The organism is Euryarchaeota archaeon, from assembly GCA_016207515.1.
Classification (GTDB): domain Archaea; phylum Thermoplasmatota; class SW-10-69-26; order JACQPN01; family JACQPN01; genus JACQPN01.
On the sequence record JACQPN010000019.1, the window covers coordinates 74392 to 90196 of the forward strand.

At 59.1% G+C, this 15805-nt stretch carries 16 protein-coding genes; 8 read left to right on the plus strand and 8 right to left on the minus strand.

The window, feature by feature from the left end; all coding sequences use genetic code 11:
• Positions 1–64: 64 nt before the first annotated feature.
• The 3 genes from HY556_07870 to HY556_07880 all read right to left on the minus strand — a co-directional run bounded on the left by HY556_07870 (position 65) and on the right by HY556_07880 (position 5616).
• Positions 65–2965 (minus strand): DEAD/DEAH box helicase family protein, encoded by a 2901-nt coding sequence (locus HY556_07870; protein MBI4393694.1) that lies wholly within the window; start codon positions 2963–2965, stop codon positions 65–67.
• A 4-nt stretch (positions 2966–2969) separates the two neighbouring features.
• Entirely contained in the window at positions 2970–5066 is a 2097-nt protein-coding gene (locus HY556_07875) for a site-specific DNA-methyltransferase (protein ID MBI4393695.1), read from the minus strand.
• Between the two features lie 307 nt (positions 5067–5373).
• The gene (locus HY556_07880) at positions 5374–5616 is read right to left on the minus strand and encodes a hypothetical protein (GenBank protein MBI4393696.1); all 243 of its coding nucleotides are present in this window, start codon (positions 5614–5616) and stop codon (positions 5374–5376) included.
• 215 nt (positions 5617–5831) lie between these two features.
• Between HY556_07880 and HY556_07885 the strand changes: the two genes are divergently transcribed.
• Positions 5832–6767 (plus strand): hypothetical protein, encoded by a 936-nt coding sequence (locus HY556_07885; protein MBI4393697.1) that lies wholly within the window; start codon positions 5832–5834, stop codon positions 6765–6767.
• On the opposite strand, the gene HY556_07890 is transcribed toward HY556_07885, so the two are convergent.
• Entirely contained in the window at positions 6764–7486 is a 723-nt protein-coding gene (locus HY556_07890; GenBank protein MBI4393698.1) for a phage Gp37/Gp68 family protein, read from the minus strand. The two genes, HY556_07885 and HY556_07890, sit on opposite strands and share 4 nt — an antisense overlap.
• Positions 7487–7812: 326 nt before the next feature.
• Between HY556_07890 and HY556_07895 the strand changes: the two genes are divergently transcribed.
• On the plus strand, positions 7813–8424 hold the full coding sequence (locus HY556_07895) for a DUF4065 domain-containing protein (protein ID MBI4393699.1): 612 nt from the start codon (positions 7813–7815) through the stop codon (positions 8422–8424).
• Positions 8425–8432: 8 nt separating this feature from the next.
• On the plus strand, positions 8433–8723 hold the full coding sequence (locus HY556_07900) for a hypothetical protein (GenBank protein ID MBI4393700.1): 291 nt from the start codon (positions 8433–8435) through the stop codon (positions 8721–8723).
• 283 nt (positions 8724–9006) lie between these two features.
• Here the strand turns inward: HY556_07900 and HY556_07905 are convergent, their stop codons facing one another.
• Entirely contained in the window at positions 9007–10383 is a 1377-nt protein-coding gene (locus HY556_07905) for a cystathionine beta-synthase (protein ID MBI4393701.1), read from the minus strand.
• Between the two features lie 322 nt (positions 10384–10705).
• On the opposite strand from HY556_07905, the gene HY556_07910 reads away from it, so the two are divergent.
• Complete coding sequence (locus HY556_07910; GenBank protein ID MBI4393702.1) at positions 10706–11050, plus strand: thioredoxin family protein; 345 nt, start codon at positions 10706–10708, stop codon at positions 11048–11050.
• Between the two features lie 6 nt (positions 11051–11056).
• Here the strand turns inward: HY556_07910 and HY556_07915 are convergent, their stop codons facing one another.
• The 3 genes from HY556_07915 to purE all read right to left on the minus strand — a co-directional run bounded on the left by HY556_07915 (position 11057) and on the right by purE (position 13070).
• Entirely contained in the window at positions 11057–11524 is a 468-nt protein-coding gene (locus HY556_07915; GenBank protein ID MBI4393703.1) for a zf-TFIIB domain-containing protein, read from the minus strand.
• 64 nt (positions 11525–11588) lie between these two features.
• Positions 11589–12539 (minus strand): glutamine-hydrolyzing GMP synthase subunit GuaA, encoded by a 951-nt coding sequence (gene guaA, locus HY556_07920; protein ID MBI4393704.1) that lies wholly within the window; start codon positions 12537–12539, stop codon positions 11589–11591.
• A gap of 45 nt (positions 12540–12584) precedes the next feature.
• Positions 12585–13070, minus strand: coding sequence for a 5-(carboxyamino)imidazole ribonucleotide mutase (purE, locus tag HY556_07925; GenBank protein MBI4393705.1), 486 nt, complete (start codon positions 13068–13070; stop codon positions 12585–12587).
• A gap of 134 nt (positions 13071–13204) precedes the next feature.
• Between purE and HY556_07930 the strand changes: the two genes are divergently transcribed.
• The 4 genes from HY556_07930 to HY556_07945 all read left to right on the plus strand — a co-directional run bounded on the left by HY556_07930 (position 13205) and on the right by HY556_07945 (position 15805).
• Positions 13205–13618, plus strand: coding sequence for a hypothetical protein (locus tag HY556_07930; protein MBI4393706.1), 414 nt, complete (start codon positions 13205–13207; stop codon positions 13616–13618).
• Positions 13619–13687: 69 nt separating this feature from the next.
• Positions 13688–14080 carry a hypothetical protein gene (locus HY556_07935; GenBank protein ID MBI4393707.1) on the plus strand — a complete coding sequence of 131 codons (393 nt, stop codon included), beginning with the start codon at positions 13688–13690 and terminating at the stop codon, positions 14078–14080.
• 80 nt (positions 14081–14160) lie between these two features.
• The gene (locus HY556_07940) at positions 14161–14862 is read left to right on the plus strand and encodes a phosphopantothenate/pantothenate synthetase (GenBank protein MBI4393708.1); all 702 of its coding nucleotides are present in this window, start codon (positions 14161–14163) and stop codon (positions 14860–14862) included.
• A 232-nt stretch (positions 14863–15094) separates the two neighbouring features.
• On the plus strand, positions 15095–15805 hold the full coding sequence (locus HY556_07945) for a hypothetical protein (GenBank protein MBI4393709.1): 711 nt from the start codon (positions 15095–15097) through the stop codon (positions 15803–15805).

A 15805-nucleotide genomic window follows, 5' to 3' on the forward strand; every position in this document is an offset into this window, starting at 1 on the left:
GAACGGGAAGACCGGTCGTCTGGCATCGTCCGGTCCCCCCATGGACCGTCGTTGAGATATTAATTCAGAAGAGTCTTCCCGACCCGATTGACATTAACTGCTCTAGTTCAACGCGACACGCACCGAGTAGTGCTTCGAAGCCGGCGCCTGCATGGCGGGCAAATGTCTTCTCGGAAAGTAGGACGTATTCCCACGACTGAGGCTGGTCCAATTCGGCCGGCGGCTTGATGCGACTCGCGCCTTCGCACCAGCCTTGGGCTGCACGGGCCTTTCGGGAAACTACGGGGGAAAGCATGTCTTTGTCCGCCTTGGTTTCGACGAGGTACATCTTATCGGCCGTTTTGACCAGGAAGTCGGGGAAATAGTCTCGTGCGATGCCGAACTCGTTTCGGTATCGGATGGCGAACCGGTGACGATGTTGGTCCAACTTGACGAACGCCTTGATGCTTGAGTCTCGCCCAAGACACTGGGCCATGAAGCGCGCCTCGAATCCGCCACCCTTTGGATGCGGCGCCTGTCGCGGATAGATCGAGCGTTGCGTCTCCACCGCCGTTGAGGTCCGGACAAGGATTTCAGGAGCCTTTGAAACTCTTTCCCACAGCGCCTTGGGATCGTACTCATAGGCAACCTTCCCCAAGAGGTCCTGCAACGCCGCCCGCATCACGTTGAAGACATGCTCATGCAACTCAACGTGCATGAGAAGTCTGTAGTTCTCCTCCTGGCTGAAATCAATAGTCGCCTCGAACAGGCGATGCGAAACGTAATCGTCGAGGGCCGCCATCAAGTCGGCTTGACGGGACGAAAGAATTGCCCGATCGCCCGCAACTACTATGCGTCTTGACAGTTCGCGCAGGAAAAAGGCGTAGTCGAAGATCTTAGTGTCGAGTCTCCACGTGGAAGTTATCTTATTGCTCGGCTCGTGAAGGTCTGCAATCACAATCGCGCCAAAACTTTTCTTGGCTTGCTCGAAGGAAAGTGGAAATGGCTTCAGCGTTGAAACGTCGATGAGGTGTGGATCGGGCGCCCTGCCTTCCTCGTGAAACTGTACAGGCCAACCAAGGTCGAAGCGTGCGATACGATCCTGTTCTGCCCGCACGCTGACCAAATCGCCAGTCGTCGCCAGCCCAGTACTGTCGCCCTGGAAAACCGGATAGCCCTCTTTTCGAAGGTTGTCGTAGAACGCTTGGAACTTGGGATGTTCGACGATGAAAAGGAAATCCAAAAGGGCCGCGGGTTGGTCGCCGCCCTGAATTTCCTTAAGTGATTGGAGTTTGGAATCAAAGTAATCGGGACCGTTGAACATCAGACGCAACCCACGGCCCACCATCTGCTCCAAAAGAATCGGCGATTCGCTCGCGCGAAGGATCACCGCCACACAGATATTGCGGACGTCAAAGCCCTCGCGAAGCATCATGACGCTGACCACGATGCGCTTCTTGTTCACGTCCTCGGGTTGGTCAATGGTATCGAGGTCGAAGCGAAGCTTCTCCCAATCCTCAATCGCCATGTCGTGCTTCTTGTCGCTGTGTATCACTAGCAGTTGTTCGGAAAGTGGCCGACCACGAGTGTCGGTTTTGCCCCTAAGGTGTTCCTCCACCAGGTTGGCCACGTCGTTTTCTTCGCATGCAACGTAGAGGACGGGCTTCTTATCTTGACCCAGTTTTTCGAACTCCGCCGCAATCTTGTCCAACTTTTCGATCCCGATTTCCAAAAGCAGGATCTGTCCCTTGGAAAGCGCTATGACCGCGCCGCGTTTCTTGCCGTCCTCGGCTTCTCGCACGGCGCGGAAATCGAGGGCCCCCACATCTTCGCCGCCGACGGCTTGACGTTTCTCAAGGAAAAGCTGCTTGACGAGCGGAAGGGGAACGTCGGTCTTCTTCACGGGCGAGTAGCCGTGCATCGCATTCTTCAGATCGTAGTCGAAAATTATGTGTGGGAAATACTCGCGTTTTTCCGCACTTTCACCGTAGAACGGTGTTGCCGAGAAATCCACCTGCATGAACAGTCCGGGACGGCGATGGTTTTCGTGGATGTCGGCCCGAAGGTCCTTGATGGCTTCCAGCCACTTCGCGTCCAGATCCTTGGTGGTTGCGCTTTTTGCTCGGCTGTGGACGTGATGCGCTTCATCATTGAAGATGACGAGGTCTGGGTAGGCCGCCAAGAAATCACGATAGACGAACGCCGAATCCTCCTTCTCGGCTCCGAACAATTCGTCGGCGAGATTCCGCTTTTCTTCGCGAAGGAGGAGCTTGTGCCAATTCAAGAGCAGAACAAAAGGCCCGTCCAATGCTGGCGAACTTGCGTTGAGGTCCTCTGGTTTGAAGATCTTGAGTCGCCAGTCTCGACGCCATTCGGGAGGAATGAATAGGTCGGCATGATGGTAGAGGTCCTTCGTGTTCGCGTCTCGATTCCCGGCCTGATCTTTCTTGCCCAAAAAGGCATCGAGAAGTCGCTCGAGCACCACGAGGCCTGGCGTGACCACCAAGAAGTGCTGGCTGAACGGAACTTGACTTTCTCCTCTAATCGTGTTGAAGTATTGCCAAACAAGGGCCGCCTGCAGAATCCAGGTCTTCCCGGTTCCCGTGGCGAGTTTCAGGCAGTACTTGGGGTACTCGCCTTTGCCGGCCGCGTCCGCGATATGAGCGTGCGCCGCGAGGGCGTCGGGCGCCAGTGAATAGAGGTCTTGTAGCGTAGAAAAGGGACGACCATCGACCTTCCGCACCTCGTGACAGTAGATGAGCGTCTCAATGGCTCGCCGTTGGCAGTCGTGAAATCGGGTTGTAGCCTCCTCGTCGCGGCTGAACCAGTACCTTAGCAGTTGATGCGTCGTCTCCGTTGTACCCTTCCAACGCAAATCCACGGAGAGGTCATCGCTCGCCCATTGGTCGACCTCATCGGCCAGTCTCTTGCTGAGGAGAAGTTGGGAAACCTCCTCGCCCGGCGCCCTAAGAGTTGTCCTTGCCATCGGGTCACCTCAAATCGACGCTGGTGGTCGCGGTCGCGTCATTTCCGAACACGTCTACCACGCGGACCGCAATGTCGTATTTCTTGCCTCCCGCAAGCGTGGTATTCGCCCGCGTCCCGACCACCTTCGTGTTCTTTCCGTTTCCGCGGAAGTCCTGCCACCGGCTTCGGAACGTCTTGCCGTCGTAGTCCCAATCGACCGCCCAATAGTCGATGAGGACCGGAAATTTGTCGCCGTGACTAATTTCCTGAAGCGCAGCGCGGTCCTCTTCATCATCCACGGGGATCTCAGCCAACACGTAGCGGTCGATTGCAACGGCGACGTTATGCTCCGTCTCGTTCAATGCCTTCGATTGGAGGGGACCAAGTTTGAGATACGGCTTGGCGCCGAACACGATCTTGGAGGCGAATTTCTCCTGGAGATCATCTTCGTTTTTGGATTTGCGAAGATATTCGTAGATGCTCGGCGGAATAAGGCGCGGCTCTACATCCACGCCGAAACCGCGCCGGCGTTCCTCCAGGTTCTGATCGTAGTTGTATTCGTAATCCCACGCCAGCAGCACGAGCTTGTCGTAGCCCTCGCCGTCGAGGCTGCGGGCGGTCTTTACGAGTTCGGCCGTCTTCTTTGCCGTAAGCGGACGATCGGGATAGCCGACGTACACAAGTTTTCTGACCCCTTTTTCTTCGAACACGCCAAGGTCGGCGTGATTCGGATGAGGTTTCGCGCCGTAAAGCCGCATCACGATTTTTTGCATCAGGCTGATGTTGCCGCCCTCGCGGTAGATGAGTTCGCGCTGGTAGTTGCCGATGTTCTCCAGGACGAAGGGGCGGCTCCCTTGCGCGACGAGGCGGGCGCGGGTGATCTGGACGCCGACTTTGCCAAGGTCTGTGCAAATCCAGCGGCGGCCAAGTTTCTCGGCGACGAGTCCGGTCGTTCCAGAGCCATGGAAGAAGTCGGCTACAAGGTCGCCTTCGTTGCTGGACGCCTTGATGATACGCTCAACGAGTGCGACGGGCTTCTGCGTATCAAAGCCTGTGTCCTCGTTGGCCCCCGGACCAATCGGGGGGATGTCCGTGACGATGGCTTGAATAGGCACGCCGGGCATTTCATCCAGGAATCGCTTGTAGGCCGGCATTTTTCCACGCGAATACTGGACGCGATCTTCTCGAATTAGTCGGTCCATCGCCGCCTGAACCGTTTCTCCGGTTTGGAGACCCAGCGCCCAATGCCGCCCCTGAGACGGAGCGACGGACTCACCGTTGATTATGACGGCTTTCCCTGAGTCGCCGGTTCGCGAGCCGGCGGCGGTTAGGTCGCCCAACCGAAAGCGCCGGCCGCTTGAGGGGTCAATATAGCGATAGAAACCGTCTACGTAGTCCTTGGAATATGGGAGATACTGCGGATTCCAGGAGTAGCGACTGCTCTTGTTATAGACCAAGATTTCGTCATAGTTCATCCCCCAGCTATGCGTATCCGAATGCGCCGAAGTTCTTTGCCAAATGATTTTTGCGCGCCAGTTTTCCTTGCCGAAGATTTCGTCCATCATGACCGTGACGTGAGATGCCACGTTAGGACCAAGGTGCACGTAGATGGTACCCGTGTCGGACAGGAGCTCACGCATCAGTATGAGGCGCGGATAGAGCATGTCGAAGTAGCTATCGTCGCCGTCGATCCAAGTGTCCTTGTAGGCTAGACGCTCTAGGATGCTTGGCGCCTTCACCACGTCGCCCGCGCCTTCGATTTTCATCTTGTGCGAGTAGTCCGAACTGCTAAGGAACGGCGGGTCGATGTAAATCAGTTGGATCTTGCCCGCATAGCCTTGAGCAAGCAGGGCTTGCATCGCCAGCAAGTTGTCGCCCCAGATCAGGCGATTCATCTTCGTGTCGTCCACTTCGCCCTGCGGCGTGCGGGGGAAAAGCATCTCCTGGCCGCCCTCGGCAGCCTTGTTGGGATAGACAATCTCGGCCGGTTGGAATTCGAGTTCTCGGGGGTTCGGGGGTTTCTTGGGCTTCGTATTCCAGACGAGCCGAACGGATTCCCGCCGCCGATGGGTCGGACCCGCCAAATCCGCCTTGCCTGCGTCCTTAGTTCCCTCGCTCATCCAATGCCCGTTTGGTAGGAATAATTCCTACCCTTCGCTAAACGGTTCGGTGGTATTTAATCCGCCATGCCCCGTCGGCCTGCCTCCCCGAGCGGCCCAAAACAAAAACGGAGTGTTGCTCTCGATGTCGATCTCTTGAAGTGGGTCGGCAGCCGAATCGGCCCCGGGAGAGAGTTCTCGAGTCTATCCAATGCGGTAGAACGTGGGTTGTTTTTGCTACGCACGAGAGAAGAGGGGGCGTCGGAGCCGACTCGTGGGAGTCGGACAAAGGCCGGGCGCTAGCGACGGGGTGCCAGAATCGGGAAAATCAGAGCGCTTTGAATCGCCCGCTCCTCTTCATGTTCGCGAGAACCCGTCGCTGCCACTTCCGGTACTCGAAACGAGAATCGTTGTCGCCTTGTTTGTCGCTGGGTCGACGGCGGGACCAAGGGATGTTCTTGCGCTTCGTGTCGTGGCGATAATCGGAGACCGGGTCCACGGCGCCGATGAGGGGGCGGACCTTCTCGGCGGTTTTTTTGGCGATGGACTTTCGGGGACGGCCGCGGGGCATACGTTTCTATGGCGCCAACGGCCTTCGCGTCATAAGGGGATGGCGGTTGCTCGACTTTCGGCCGGATTCAACGGGTGCGGCCCATGATACTTTCGGCAAACCGCTGCGGCAACAATCTTTGATCACCGACGCGTCAATCGAATCGGAAGGACCGTGAAGGGGCCGGCAAATCCGACCAGACCTAGAAACCGGATGGCGAGAGTGAGATCGAAGAATTGCCCGAAAGGACAAAGGATGACATTTGGTGGAGGAAGCGCGTCGGAATCCTTTCGGAATTGGGTGGCAAAATCTCAGATATCGAGCCCGACTTTTGCTACGAAAAGCAGGGGTACTGGCCCGCCGTCAAGTTAGTCATCATGCAATACCTCGTGGGCCCATACGTAAAGATCATGGCCAATCAGCGGGAAGCTGGCCGCTGGGATTCCCTCCACTACGTTGACTTGTGCGCTGGAAGCGGCCTCACCCGCGTTTCACCAAAAAAACTTGGAACGCGGAAAACCGGGCCACGCGCAAAAAGCATTACGTTGGCCGGCAGTGCCCTCATAGGCGCTAATGAGCCTGGATTCGATTTGTACCATTTCGTTGAACCCGGGTTGAGAAAATCCAACGTGCTGGACCAACGCTTGAAAAAGCTTCTGCCACCCGAAAGGATTCGAACGTATCGGAAGCCGGCCGAGGCCGCTATCCCTGGAATCATCGAGGCGATGAAGGCTCGTTCGACCAAACCTCATTTTCTGGCTGTCGCAGACCCCGAAGGGCTCGGCGAAGTGACTTTAACCGACCTTGGAGCCTTGACGAACGTAGGTCGAGGCGATTTCATCTTCAATTTTCAATTTCAGGGCGTTAACCGCGCCAAGGAAAGCGCAACTCGATTCTTCGGGACGCCGGCTTGGCCTCAAGGCGGAAACGACGAGGCCGTGAAAGGATTCTTTGAGACGCGCCTTGCTGACATCGGTCGACCCGCGACCGTGGCCTTCGATGTCAAATCGGGCAAGAGTAGATACGCATACGAGATAGTCTATTCAGCGGCCCAAACGAAGGGCGGAAACGAATGGCTTTGGAAAATCGCGACGGACCTACGAAAACGAGTCGACTGGATAAGCGGGCGCACGCTTGAGAGTATTCTGTTTGGCCAGGACACCCTGTTCTAGGCGGCCGCCAAAAGTTGTCGCGGCATGTCGTCGTACGTGCGGCCATCCAGAGAGCGCCCCGTCCTACTCTTGACCACACCGCCCCATTGCTTGAAAAAGAACGGCACGCGGCTGACGCGGCATTGTCGCCGTATGTCTTTGACCCATTCCTCGAGCATTGGTCTTGATCCCGGCCCGCTCTCGCCCCCCACAATCACCCAATGGATCCCGCGAAGGTTCAGCTTCAGCGGCCCCAGCAAAGGCTCGCACGACAAGAACCGCACTTTCGCCGGAATCTGCTTCAGGGTCGCGATCCGCTTCGTGTAGAGCTGGCTTTCCACACTCACCCCCATCCAGATATTTGGTCCCCATTCCAGCTGATTCGCGATCTCCAGCGCCCTTTCCGGCCTCTTGGTGAGCACCTGGAACTGGTGCCAGTTCGCCTCGTTCATGACGTTGAAGCAACCCTCGATGAACTCGTCCGGCACCTCCGGATGGAACAGGTCGCTCATGCTGTTGACGAACACGCGCCTTGGACGACGCCAATGGAGGGGCTCCTCAAGGCGATCTGGCCACAACCTGATATCGAACCCCTGTTCGAACGGATGCCCTGGGACGCCCCTGAATCGTTCTGCGAAGCGCTCGGCGTAGCAGTTCTTGCACCCGGGGCTGACCTTGGTGCACCCCGTCACGGGGTTCCAGGTCGCGTCAGTCCATTCGATTTGACTACCGTCCGACAAGCGCCACCACCACCGCCAACAACCGGACAATAAGCTTTACTCTTTCTCAAAAAGGCGCGTCCTGGGTGACGGAAAGTGGTGGGGGGCAGGGCGTCAGGTCTCGAGAACCACAATGGACGCCTCGCCGGTCCGGTTCCAGCGAAACTCTAGGTCATTCTCCCGGAACACGCGGCGGCCAAGTGGGTGCGGCGCACCGGAGCGTTGCCATCTCGGCGGCCGCCCATAAGCCCCCGTCGGCAATCAGATTCGCCGCCGGGACCGTGCACCACCCTTAAATATCGAGAAGGCGGATTAGAAATGATAAGACCGCTACGGAGGACCAACGAATGACCCATGACGCTGACACCGGATCCGCCCCGGCTTCCGGGGAATCGGTCGCCAAGGTCCAAGCGGCGATCAGGGTGCTGGCGCAGCACTATCGCTACCTCCACGAGAAGAGGATCCAGAAACTGCTCTTTCTCGCGGAACTCTACAGCCTCGAACGGACGGGGAAACCGTTGTTGGGTATCACGTTCAAGCGCTACTTCTACGGCGTCTACAGCGAAGTCGCTTCCCTTGCCTTGAGCCAAATGGAGGATCTGAAGCCGGCGCCCGACATGACCGTGGGAGGCGAATCCACAGTGGTTTTCTTCCCCGAGCATTCCGTTCAGGCCGTGCCGCTCACGCCTGACGAGGAACGGTTCCTGGGGGAAGTCCATGAATGGACCAAGAACCTGACGACCGAGCAATTGAGTATCATCGGAAAAACCACAAGCGCGTGGGAAAAAGCCAATTTCGGCGAGGATCTGGATCTCAATGCACTACTGGAAGAGCCCGGTTTCCGGACCACGGTTGAACTCGAGAAGAGTCTTCTGGACGCAAAGAAACGGATACAAGCGGGGAATGTTCTCAAGTACGACACCACAGACAGCCTGCTTGCCGATCTGGGCCTCGACTAGGGTGGCGCTTGGCAACAACTGGGTGGCGGGTCCAGCAGACCCCGGAATTCAAGCGACAAGTCCTGGGTGCGCTCTCGAAAAATGGCGACCTCAAAGACCCGCTGCGAACCAAGATGAAAGCCGTGACCGCGAACCCGCTTCTTGGCGACCCGAAGACGGGCGCTCTCGTGGGTTTTCGGCAGATCCACGTCCATGACCACTGGGTACTCACTTGGTTCTTGGATCCAACGATCATCAATTCCCAACATCTCTCGCAACTTCGGACGATTACGTGGGCGAAGTTTGAAAAACACACGTGAAGAATCTGTGGCTCGGCGCCGTCGTGGTCTACTCCATGGCATTTGCTTATATATTGTGGCGACAGATAGGAGAACACGCATGAACGAGAGGCCAAAATCCCGCGTCCGGAAGGCGGGGCCGATTGAGCGGCCCGGGCCAAGCATCATCATCAAGTCGGGAGAGGACAGCGCCGGACGGAAGCGCTTCCGCGGAAATCTCGAAGACTGACTTCCACTGGGCGTGTGAAGCGGGGCAACGCCAGGTGTGACCTGGCGCGCGTTTTTCAATATGGGGGTTCCGGATCTACCGCCTCGCGAACTCCTCCACGAAATCGTACTTCGTCAATATCCCCTGCAGCTTCCCGGCCTTCGATACGAGTAGCGCCGGATGCTTTTTCAATAGGGCCAGCGCGTGCCCGATGTCCAAAGCGCCGTCGAGGATCGGGAGGCTTCCTTGCATGACCTTGTCAACGTCGGATTCGAGGACGGCCGCCTTTTCAAGCGCCGCCGTCATGAGTTCTGTCTCCGTGACGAGTCCAACGGAAACGCCCGCGTCGTCGACGACGGGAAGCTGCGACACGCCCATCTTGTTCATGAGTTCAATGGCCTTCCTCACCTTGTCGTGGGGCTTCACCGAGATAATCTCGCGCGGCCCGTGCTTTCGGTCGAGTATCTGCACGAGGTTCGGCTGGTCAGTCAGGAATCCGTTCTCCCTCATCCAGTCGTCATTGTAGAATTTCGACAAGTACCGCTCTCCCGAATCTGGCAGGAGCACGACGACGACCTTGTCCTCGCCGAGGTTCTGGGCGCGGACGTATTTCATGCACCCCGCTATGGCGGAGCCGGCGCTTCCGCCCATCACCATCCCCTCCTCCCGGGCGAGACGGCGCGCGTAGCTGAACGCTTCCGTGTCATTCGAACGGACGACCTCGTCGATGTAGTCGACCCAGAGGGTCTTAGGGATGATGTCCTCGCCGATCCCTTCGACCTTGTAGGTGCGGAAGGTCTTGCCGATGATCTTCCCATTGCTGTCCTTGTAGTCCTTGAGTATCGAGCCTTCGGGATCGACGCCGATGACTTTCACGGCGGGATTCTTTTCCTTCAGATATTTCCCGACCCCAGAGATGGTGCCGGCGGTGCCGACGCCGCAGACAAACACGTCGACTTTCCCATCGGTCTGTTTCCAGATCTCGGGTCCGGTCGTCCTGTAGTGGGCGAGCGGGTTCTCCTGGTTGTTGTACTGGTCCGGGTAGAGGCAGTTCGGCGTTTCGCGTTGGATCCTTTTCGCGACGGTGTAATAGGACTCCGGGTGGTCGGGCGGGACGGCGGTGGGCGTGATTATCACGTCGGCCCCGTACGCCCGAAGGAGGCGGATCTTTTCCATGCTCATCTTGTCCGGCATGGTGAAGATCGCGCGGTAGCCGCGGATGGCGCAGACCATCGCAAGCCCGACACCGGTGTTTCCTGACGTGCCCTCGACGACGGTGCCGCCCGGTTTGAGAAGGCCTTTCTTCTCCGCGTCCTCGATCATGGCGATTCCGATGCGGTCCTTCACGGAACTTCCGGGGTTGAAGCTCTCCACCTTCGCCAGTATCAGGGGCTTGAGTCCATCGTTTACCTTGTTGAGCCGGATGAGGGGAGTGTTGCCGATCGTCTCCAGGATGTTGTTGTAATAGTGCATCGCGCGCCTTCTTCCGCTTTTCCGAAGACAGAGGTGGGGATGGATAAGAGTTACTGATGGGTGGTTACAATGGGGAATCGTCGGCCGGGCACGAGGGCCCCGGCCGCCGTCCGGAAGTCGACATAAGGATTCCCTAGATTTCCGCACGCGTAGCCTGCCGCCATGGTGACAAGTTGTAACTGTCGCGAGAGAAGTGACATCGGGTTACCGCGATCGGGTGACAGTGTGAAAAACGCTTGGGCGGACAACGGGAAAGGGCGCGTTTCTCCCGGGGATGACCCAAAACCTACATCTTGCGGGGTCGGGATAGGGAGGGCCGAAGATGGCTGCCTCCCTCGAGACGATCCCCGCCGCGGATTTCACGCCAGACGGTCGTCTGACGCGTGGCGGCGCCGTCGCGGTGCTCTTCCATGCGGACTGGTGCGGATATTGCGAGGAGTTCATGCCCGGATTCGTCGCGTTCGCCGGCGGACATCACGAGACGGCGTGGGCATTGGCCGATATCTCGGACGAGGAGGACGTGAGGTGGGACGCCTTCAGGATACCCGTCGTCCCGACGCTCGTTCTTTTCGTCGATGGGAGGGAGGCGGCGCGCAGGAACGGCCGTCGCGGTTACGGACTCGACGAAACGGACCTCGCCTTCATATCCGCCGCGGGCGTCGCCTAAGTCGCCTCATCGGCGGCGTAGCGGCCCGAAAAGCCCGCCAAGGAGGCCCTTTCCCGCGCTGGCCCTCTTCTTCATTATCATCTCGTCGTAGACTTCCGCCCACTTCTCGGGGCTCAACTTCGAGAAATCCTCCTTGGATTCGGCGAGTTTCTTCAACTCGCCCGTATCGAGCCACACGCCCTTGCAAGAGATGCATACGTCGAGGATGACGTCTCCCGCCTTCTCGTCGTCCATGAGGCCGCCGCACGACGGGCAGACGAGCTGCGATCCCGTATCGATGCCGAGATACTTCGTGAGGAGTGCGTTGAGGTCCCGGTTTCCAGTGAGCTTGCGTATCTCGCCGACGTCGAGGAAGATCCCGTCACATTCGGAACAGGCGTCGATCGTGACGTTCGACAGGCCGCGCTTTCGCTGCTCCGGCTTCAATGGAGTGTGGTCTCGCGGACAATCGCGGCGCATCGGTTTTCCCTTCATTCCCATTCGACCGTCCCAGGCCCTGGTGGACTCACTTGGCTCGTCCACTGACCCTGTGACGGTCTCATTCCCATTCGACCGTCCCAGGCGGTTTGTGGGTAATGTCGTAGACCACCCTGTTCACCTTGTCCTTCAACCGGTTCGTGATCCGGACGGAGATGGCATCGAGCACCTCGTGCGGGATGTGCATGTAGTTCGCGCTCATCGCGTCGAGGCTCTCCACACAACGCACGACTATCGTGTCGCCATAGGCCCGGATATCGCCATGGACGCCGACGGTCCGCACGGGGATGAGGACGGCGAAGTACTGCCATGGCCGTTCGATTCTTTTGGCCATCGCCGCCTTCTCTATCTCCTCTTCGACGATGGCGCACGCCTCGCGAACCACCTCGGTGCGCTCGGGCGTCGCCTCGCCGAGGACGCGGATGGCGAGGCCCGGGCCGGGGAAGGGCTGTCTTTCCGCGACGGTAAGTTTCAGTTCCCGCGCTACTTTGCGGACCTCGTCCTTGTAGAGGTCGCGCAGCGGCTCGACGAGCTTCAGGCCGAAATCCGCCGGAAGTCCACCAACATTGTGATGGCTCTTGATCGTGTCTCGCAAACCTCCGCCGGATTCTATCCAGTCCGGGGCTATCGTGCCTTGTACGAGGAACTCGGCGCCCGTCCCCTTCGCTTCGCGCTCGAATATCCTAATGAACCTCTCACCGATGATCTTCCGTTTCTTCTCGGGATCCGTGACACCTTTGAGCGCCGCGTAGTATTCGTGGCTCGCTTCCACGATCTTGAGTCTTAACGGGAGATGTCCGAAGTTCTGCTGGATCTCGGCCGCCTCGTTTTTCCGCATGTAACCCGTGTCGACGAAAACGGAGACGAGGCGGTCGCCGATGGCGCGGCTCACGATCGCAGCGGCCACGCTGGAATCCACGCCGCCCGAGAGGGCGATGACGGCCTGCCCGTTGCCGATGGTCTTCTTGACCTCTGCGGTCTGTTCCTCGATGAATTTGGCGGCGTTGAACAAGTCAGGACACTCCGGCGATAGGGGTCGTTCCCTCGCGTGCGACGTTCATTTCCACGACGCCCCCTCGCTTGCTTCTACGTCCTTCGCATCCGCGATGTTCTTTTCGCGTATCTTCTGCCGATAGGCCTCGACGGCCTTCGCGACTTTGGAGTCTTTGAGCGCGATCATCTCGCCGGCAAGGACCGCCGCGTTCTCGCCGCCGTCGATGGCCACGGCCGCGACGGGGATGCCGGGCGGCATCTGGCTCACGGCAAGGACCGAGTCGAGGTTCACCTTGCCGGAGACCGGCACGCCGATGACGGGCTTTGTTGTGTGGGCGGCGATCGTCCCGGGGAGGGCTGCGGACATTCCTGCGATCCCGATGAAGACGTCGATCTCTGGCCTTCGAGCGAGCTCCGCGACGCGCTCGGGGTTACGGTGAGCAGAGGCGACCGTGATGGTGTATTTGATCCCCAGTTCCTTGAGGACGGCGCCGGCTTTCTTCGCGACCTCGAAATCGGATTTGCTTCCGAGGAGGATTGCGACACTCATCGTCTCGGGAAACGAAGCCCGTTCTATTAACGTATGCGACGGACAACGCCCCGATGTAGGTACTTATACGTACTCTCGGCGAGCGCTACGTCGTTGGTTTTATCTCCGCCTTTCGCGTGCAAGTACCGGGTCCCATGAGGAGAAACACGGTTTCGGCGATGGCGTTCTTCCTGGCGCTTGCGCTACTTTCGGCCGGGTGCACCAACCTGCCCAAGGGTACGGGGGAGGAACCAACGTACTCGAAAAGCGTCGGCAATGCGAAGGACTCGTTCGGGTTCACGTACTCGGCCGTGAACCACACCGGCTCCGAGGACTTCCTGTGGGAGAACTCGAAGACCAAGGCGACGGTGGGCCTCAGCCAAGCGCAGCAAGGGGGAACGCTCATCGTCGTGATACAGGACGCTACAGGCCGGGAAGTCTATCGGGCCGAACCCAAGCCAACACGTAGCGTCGTGACCCCTACCGGTATCCCAGGCTCTTGGAGGATAATGATCGAGTTCAAGGGGCTCACCGGCTCGGGCTCGCTGGGGATCGCCGCCTCCACGTGAAGGTCCAGCCCTTCCCCGCTGGACGTTGATTTTATCTATGGTAGAGGGGCTCCACGGCCAGGGACTTCGATGACTAAACCCACCTTGCTTGCAGCGCTATGTGTTTTGGGGCTTCTCTCCGGTTGCACCTTCAACCAGGGGGCAGGCGGTCAGGCGGGCGTGTCTAACCAGAAGGACCATTTCGCCTACGGGCTTCAAGGCTCCAAGTCCGGGGAAGAGACCTTCAAATGGGAGAACACGAAGACCAGGGCGAGCGTCAACTGGGGCGGACAGGGGACCGGCACCTTCACCGTCCAGATCACCGATAGCGCCGGCACGAGAGTACTCTCCGACGCGTTCGGCGGCGCGGCGCAGGCGGGAAACAGCAAGACCACGGGCGCAGGTGCGCCGGGCACTTGGACGATCGTCATCGCCTTCTCCAACTTCAACGGCCAAGGCGGATTCGCCGTCGACGCCGTGTGACGGGCGCAAACCGTTTTCACCCCCCGGTGGTTTCGACACCTGTGGACATCCCGCGCTCGCACCCCCGCTACGAGAGCCTCATGACCCGCGAGAAGCTCGTGGCGGCCTTCCGCGAAGGGATAGTGGTCGAGGAGGGGCTCATCGCCCACGGTCGCGGCGAGGCATACGATTATCTTCTCGGCGAGGCGAGCCGCGACTTCGCCCTTCTCGCCGCGCGTAGCGGCGCGGCCGCGCTGCTTTCCGCAAAGCACCCTGTGATCTCCGTGAACGGCAACGCCGCAGCACTTGTGCCCGACGCTTTGGGCCTGCTCTCGAAGGCCACGGGCGCGCCGTTGGAGGTGAACCTTTTCCACCGGACGGAGAAGCGCGTCGCGGCCATCGAAGAGCATCTACGGGGATCGAGCTGCGACCATCTCCTGTCCGGTCCCCCGGACGCGATGATACCGGGCATCGACCATGCGAGGGCCAAGTGCCACAGGGACGGGATGTTCTCCGCCGATGTGGTAGTAGTGCCCCTTGAGGACGGGGACCGTTGCGAGGCGCTCGTGAGGATGGGAAAGACCGTGATCGCCATCGACCTAAACCCACTCTCGCGCACAGCCCGCGCCGCCACCATCACGATCGTCGACAACGTAACGCGAGCGGTGCCGAACATGGCCTCGGCGGCCTTCGAGATGAAATCAATGTCGCACGATTATCTTGGCCGACTCTCCGGTTCGCACGACAACGCAAAGACGCTCGCCGCTGCTGAAAGGTACATGAGGGAGAGCGCGTCGGAATAGACCGGTCTATGCGGGATGCGACCCGCTGGGGGGCGTCGGTGACATGAGAGTTGGTTGTGGAGGCCGCGTTGGCCCTCGGCGGACCCATCTATCAGAACAAATTCTCATTTGGATATGAGCACCCGTCAAAGTATATGCTCGTGGCCCGCTTCGCCCGCCTTCGACTCACAAGCGCCTTCTGGCGGCTCTGACACGCCAAGGTAAATTAGTCCGGCCGCGGATAGTGCGGAGCGTGGCCGACCTCGCCCGTTACGCAACGACGATCGGCGGGATCATCACGATAGTGCCGGCGCTCGTGATCCTTGTCGCGGCCCTTTCCCGGTTCGACCGGCGGTTCAAGGACGAGACGCTTTTCCTCATGTTCATGGGCGGCCTTGTGGCCGGCTTTCTCCTCGCCCTTTTCGAGGCCTTCACGGTTTTCATCTCGCCGGGCGGCATGGCGCTTCTAGGTTTTCCCGGCGTCGAACAGCTGGCGAAGACCGCGATACTCAACCGGAAGAAGCACCAGGACGATCGGGCGATCGTCTTCTACGGTGGTGCTTTCGGCGTGGGACTCGCGGCGATGCTCTCGCTCGTGCGAAGTGCCAGGGATCCCGCTTTCCAGACCTTCGACACGTTCGAACCCGCGTTCTACGTGATAATCGTCGGAGTGAGCCTGCTCCTCGTCCACTTCGCGACAGGGAGCGCGATCGGTCGGGGCGTGCTGCAGAAAACGCCGTTCCACGCGTGCGCATTGGCGGTCGTCTTGACGGCGCCGCTCTACGTGATGATGTTCGAGTTCGACCGGGGAAGGGCGCTACTCTACCTCCCGATGATGCTAGCCTACGGGCTCGCCCTCTTCTATTGGGCGACGGACAAGATCCTTCCCGAAGGCCTCGACGACGAGGCTAGGCGCCAGCTTCGAAGGGCGAAGAGGAAACAAGCGCGAGACGAGGTCGAGTAG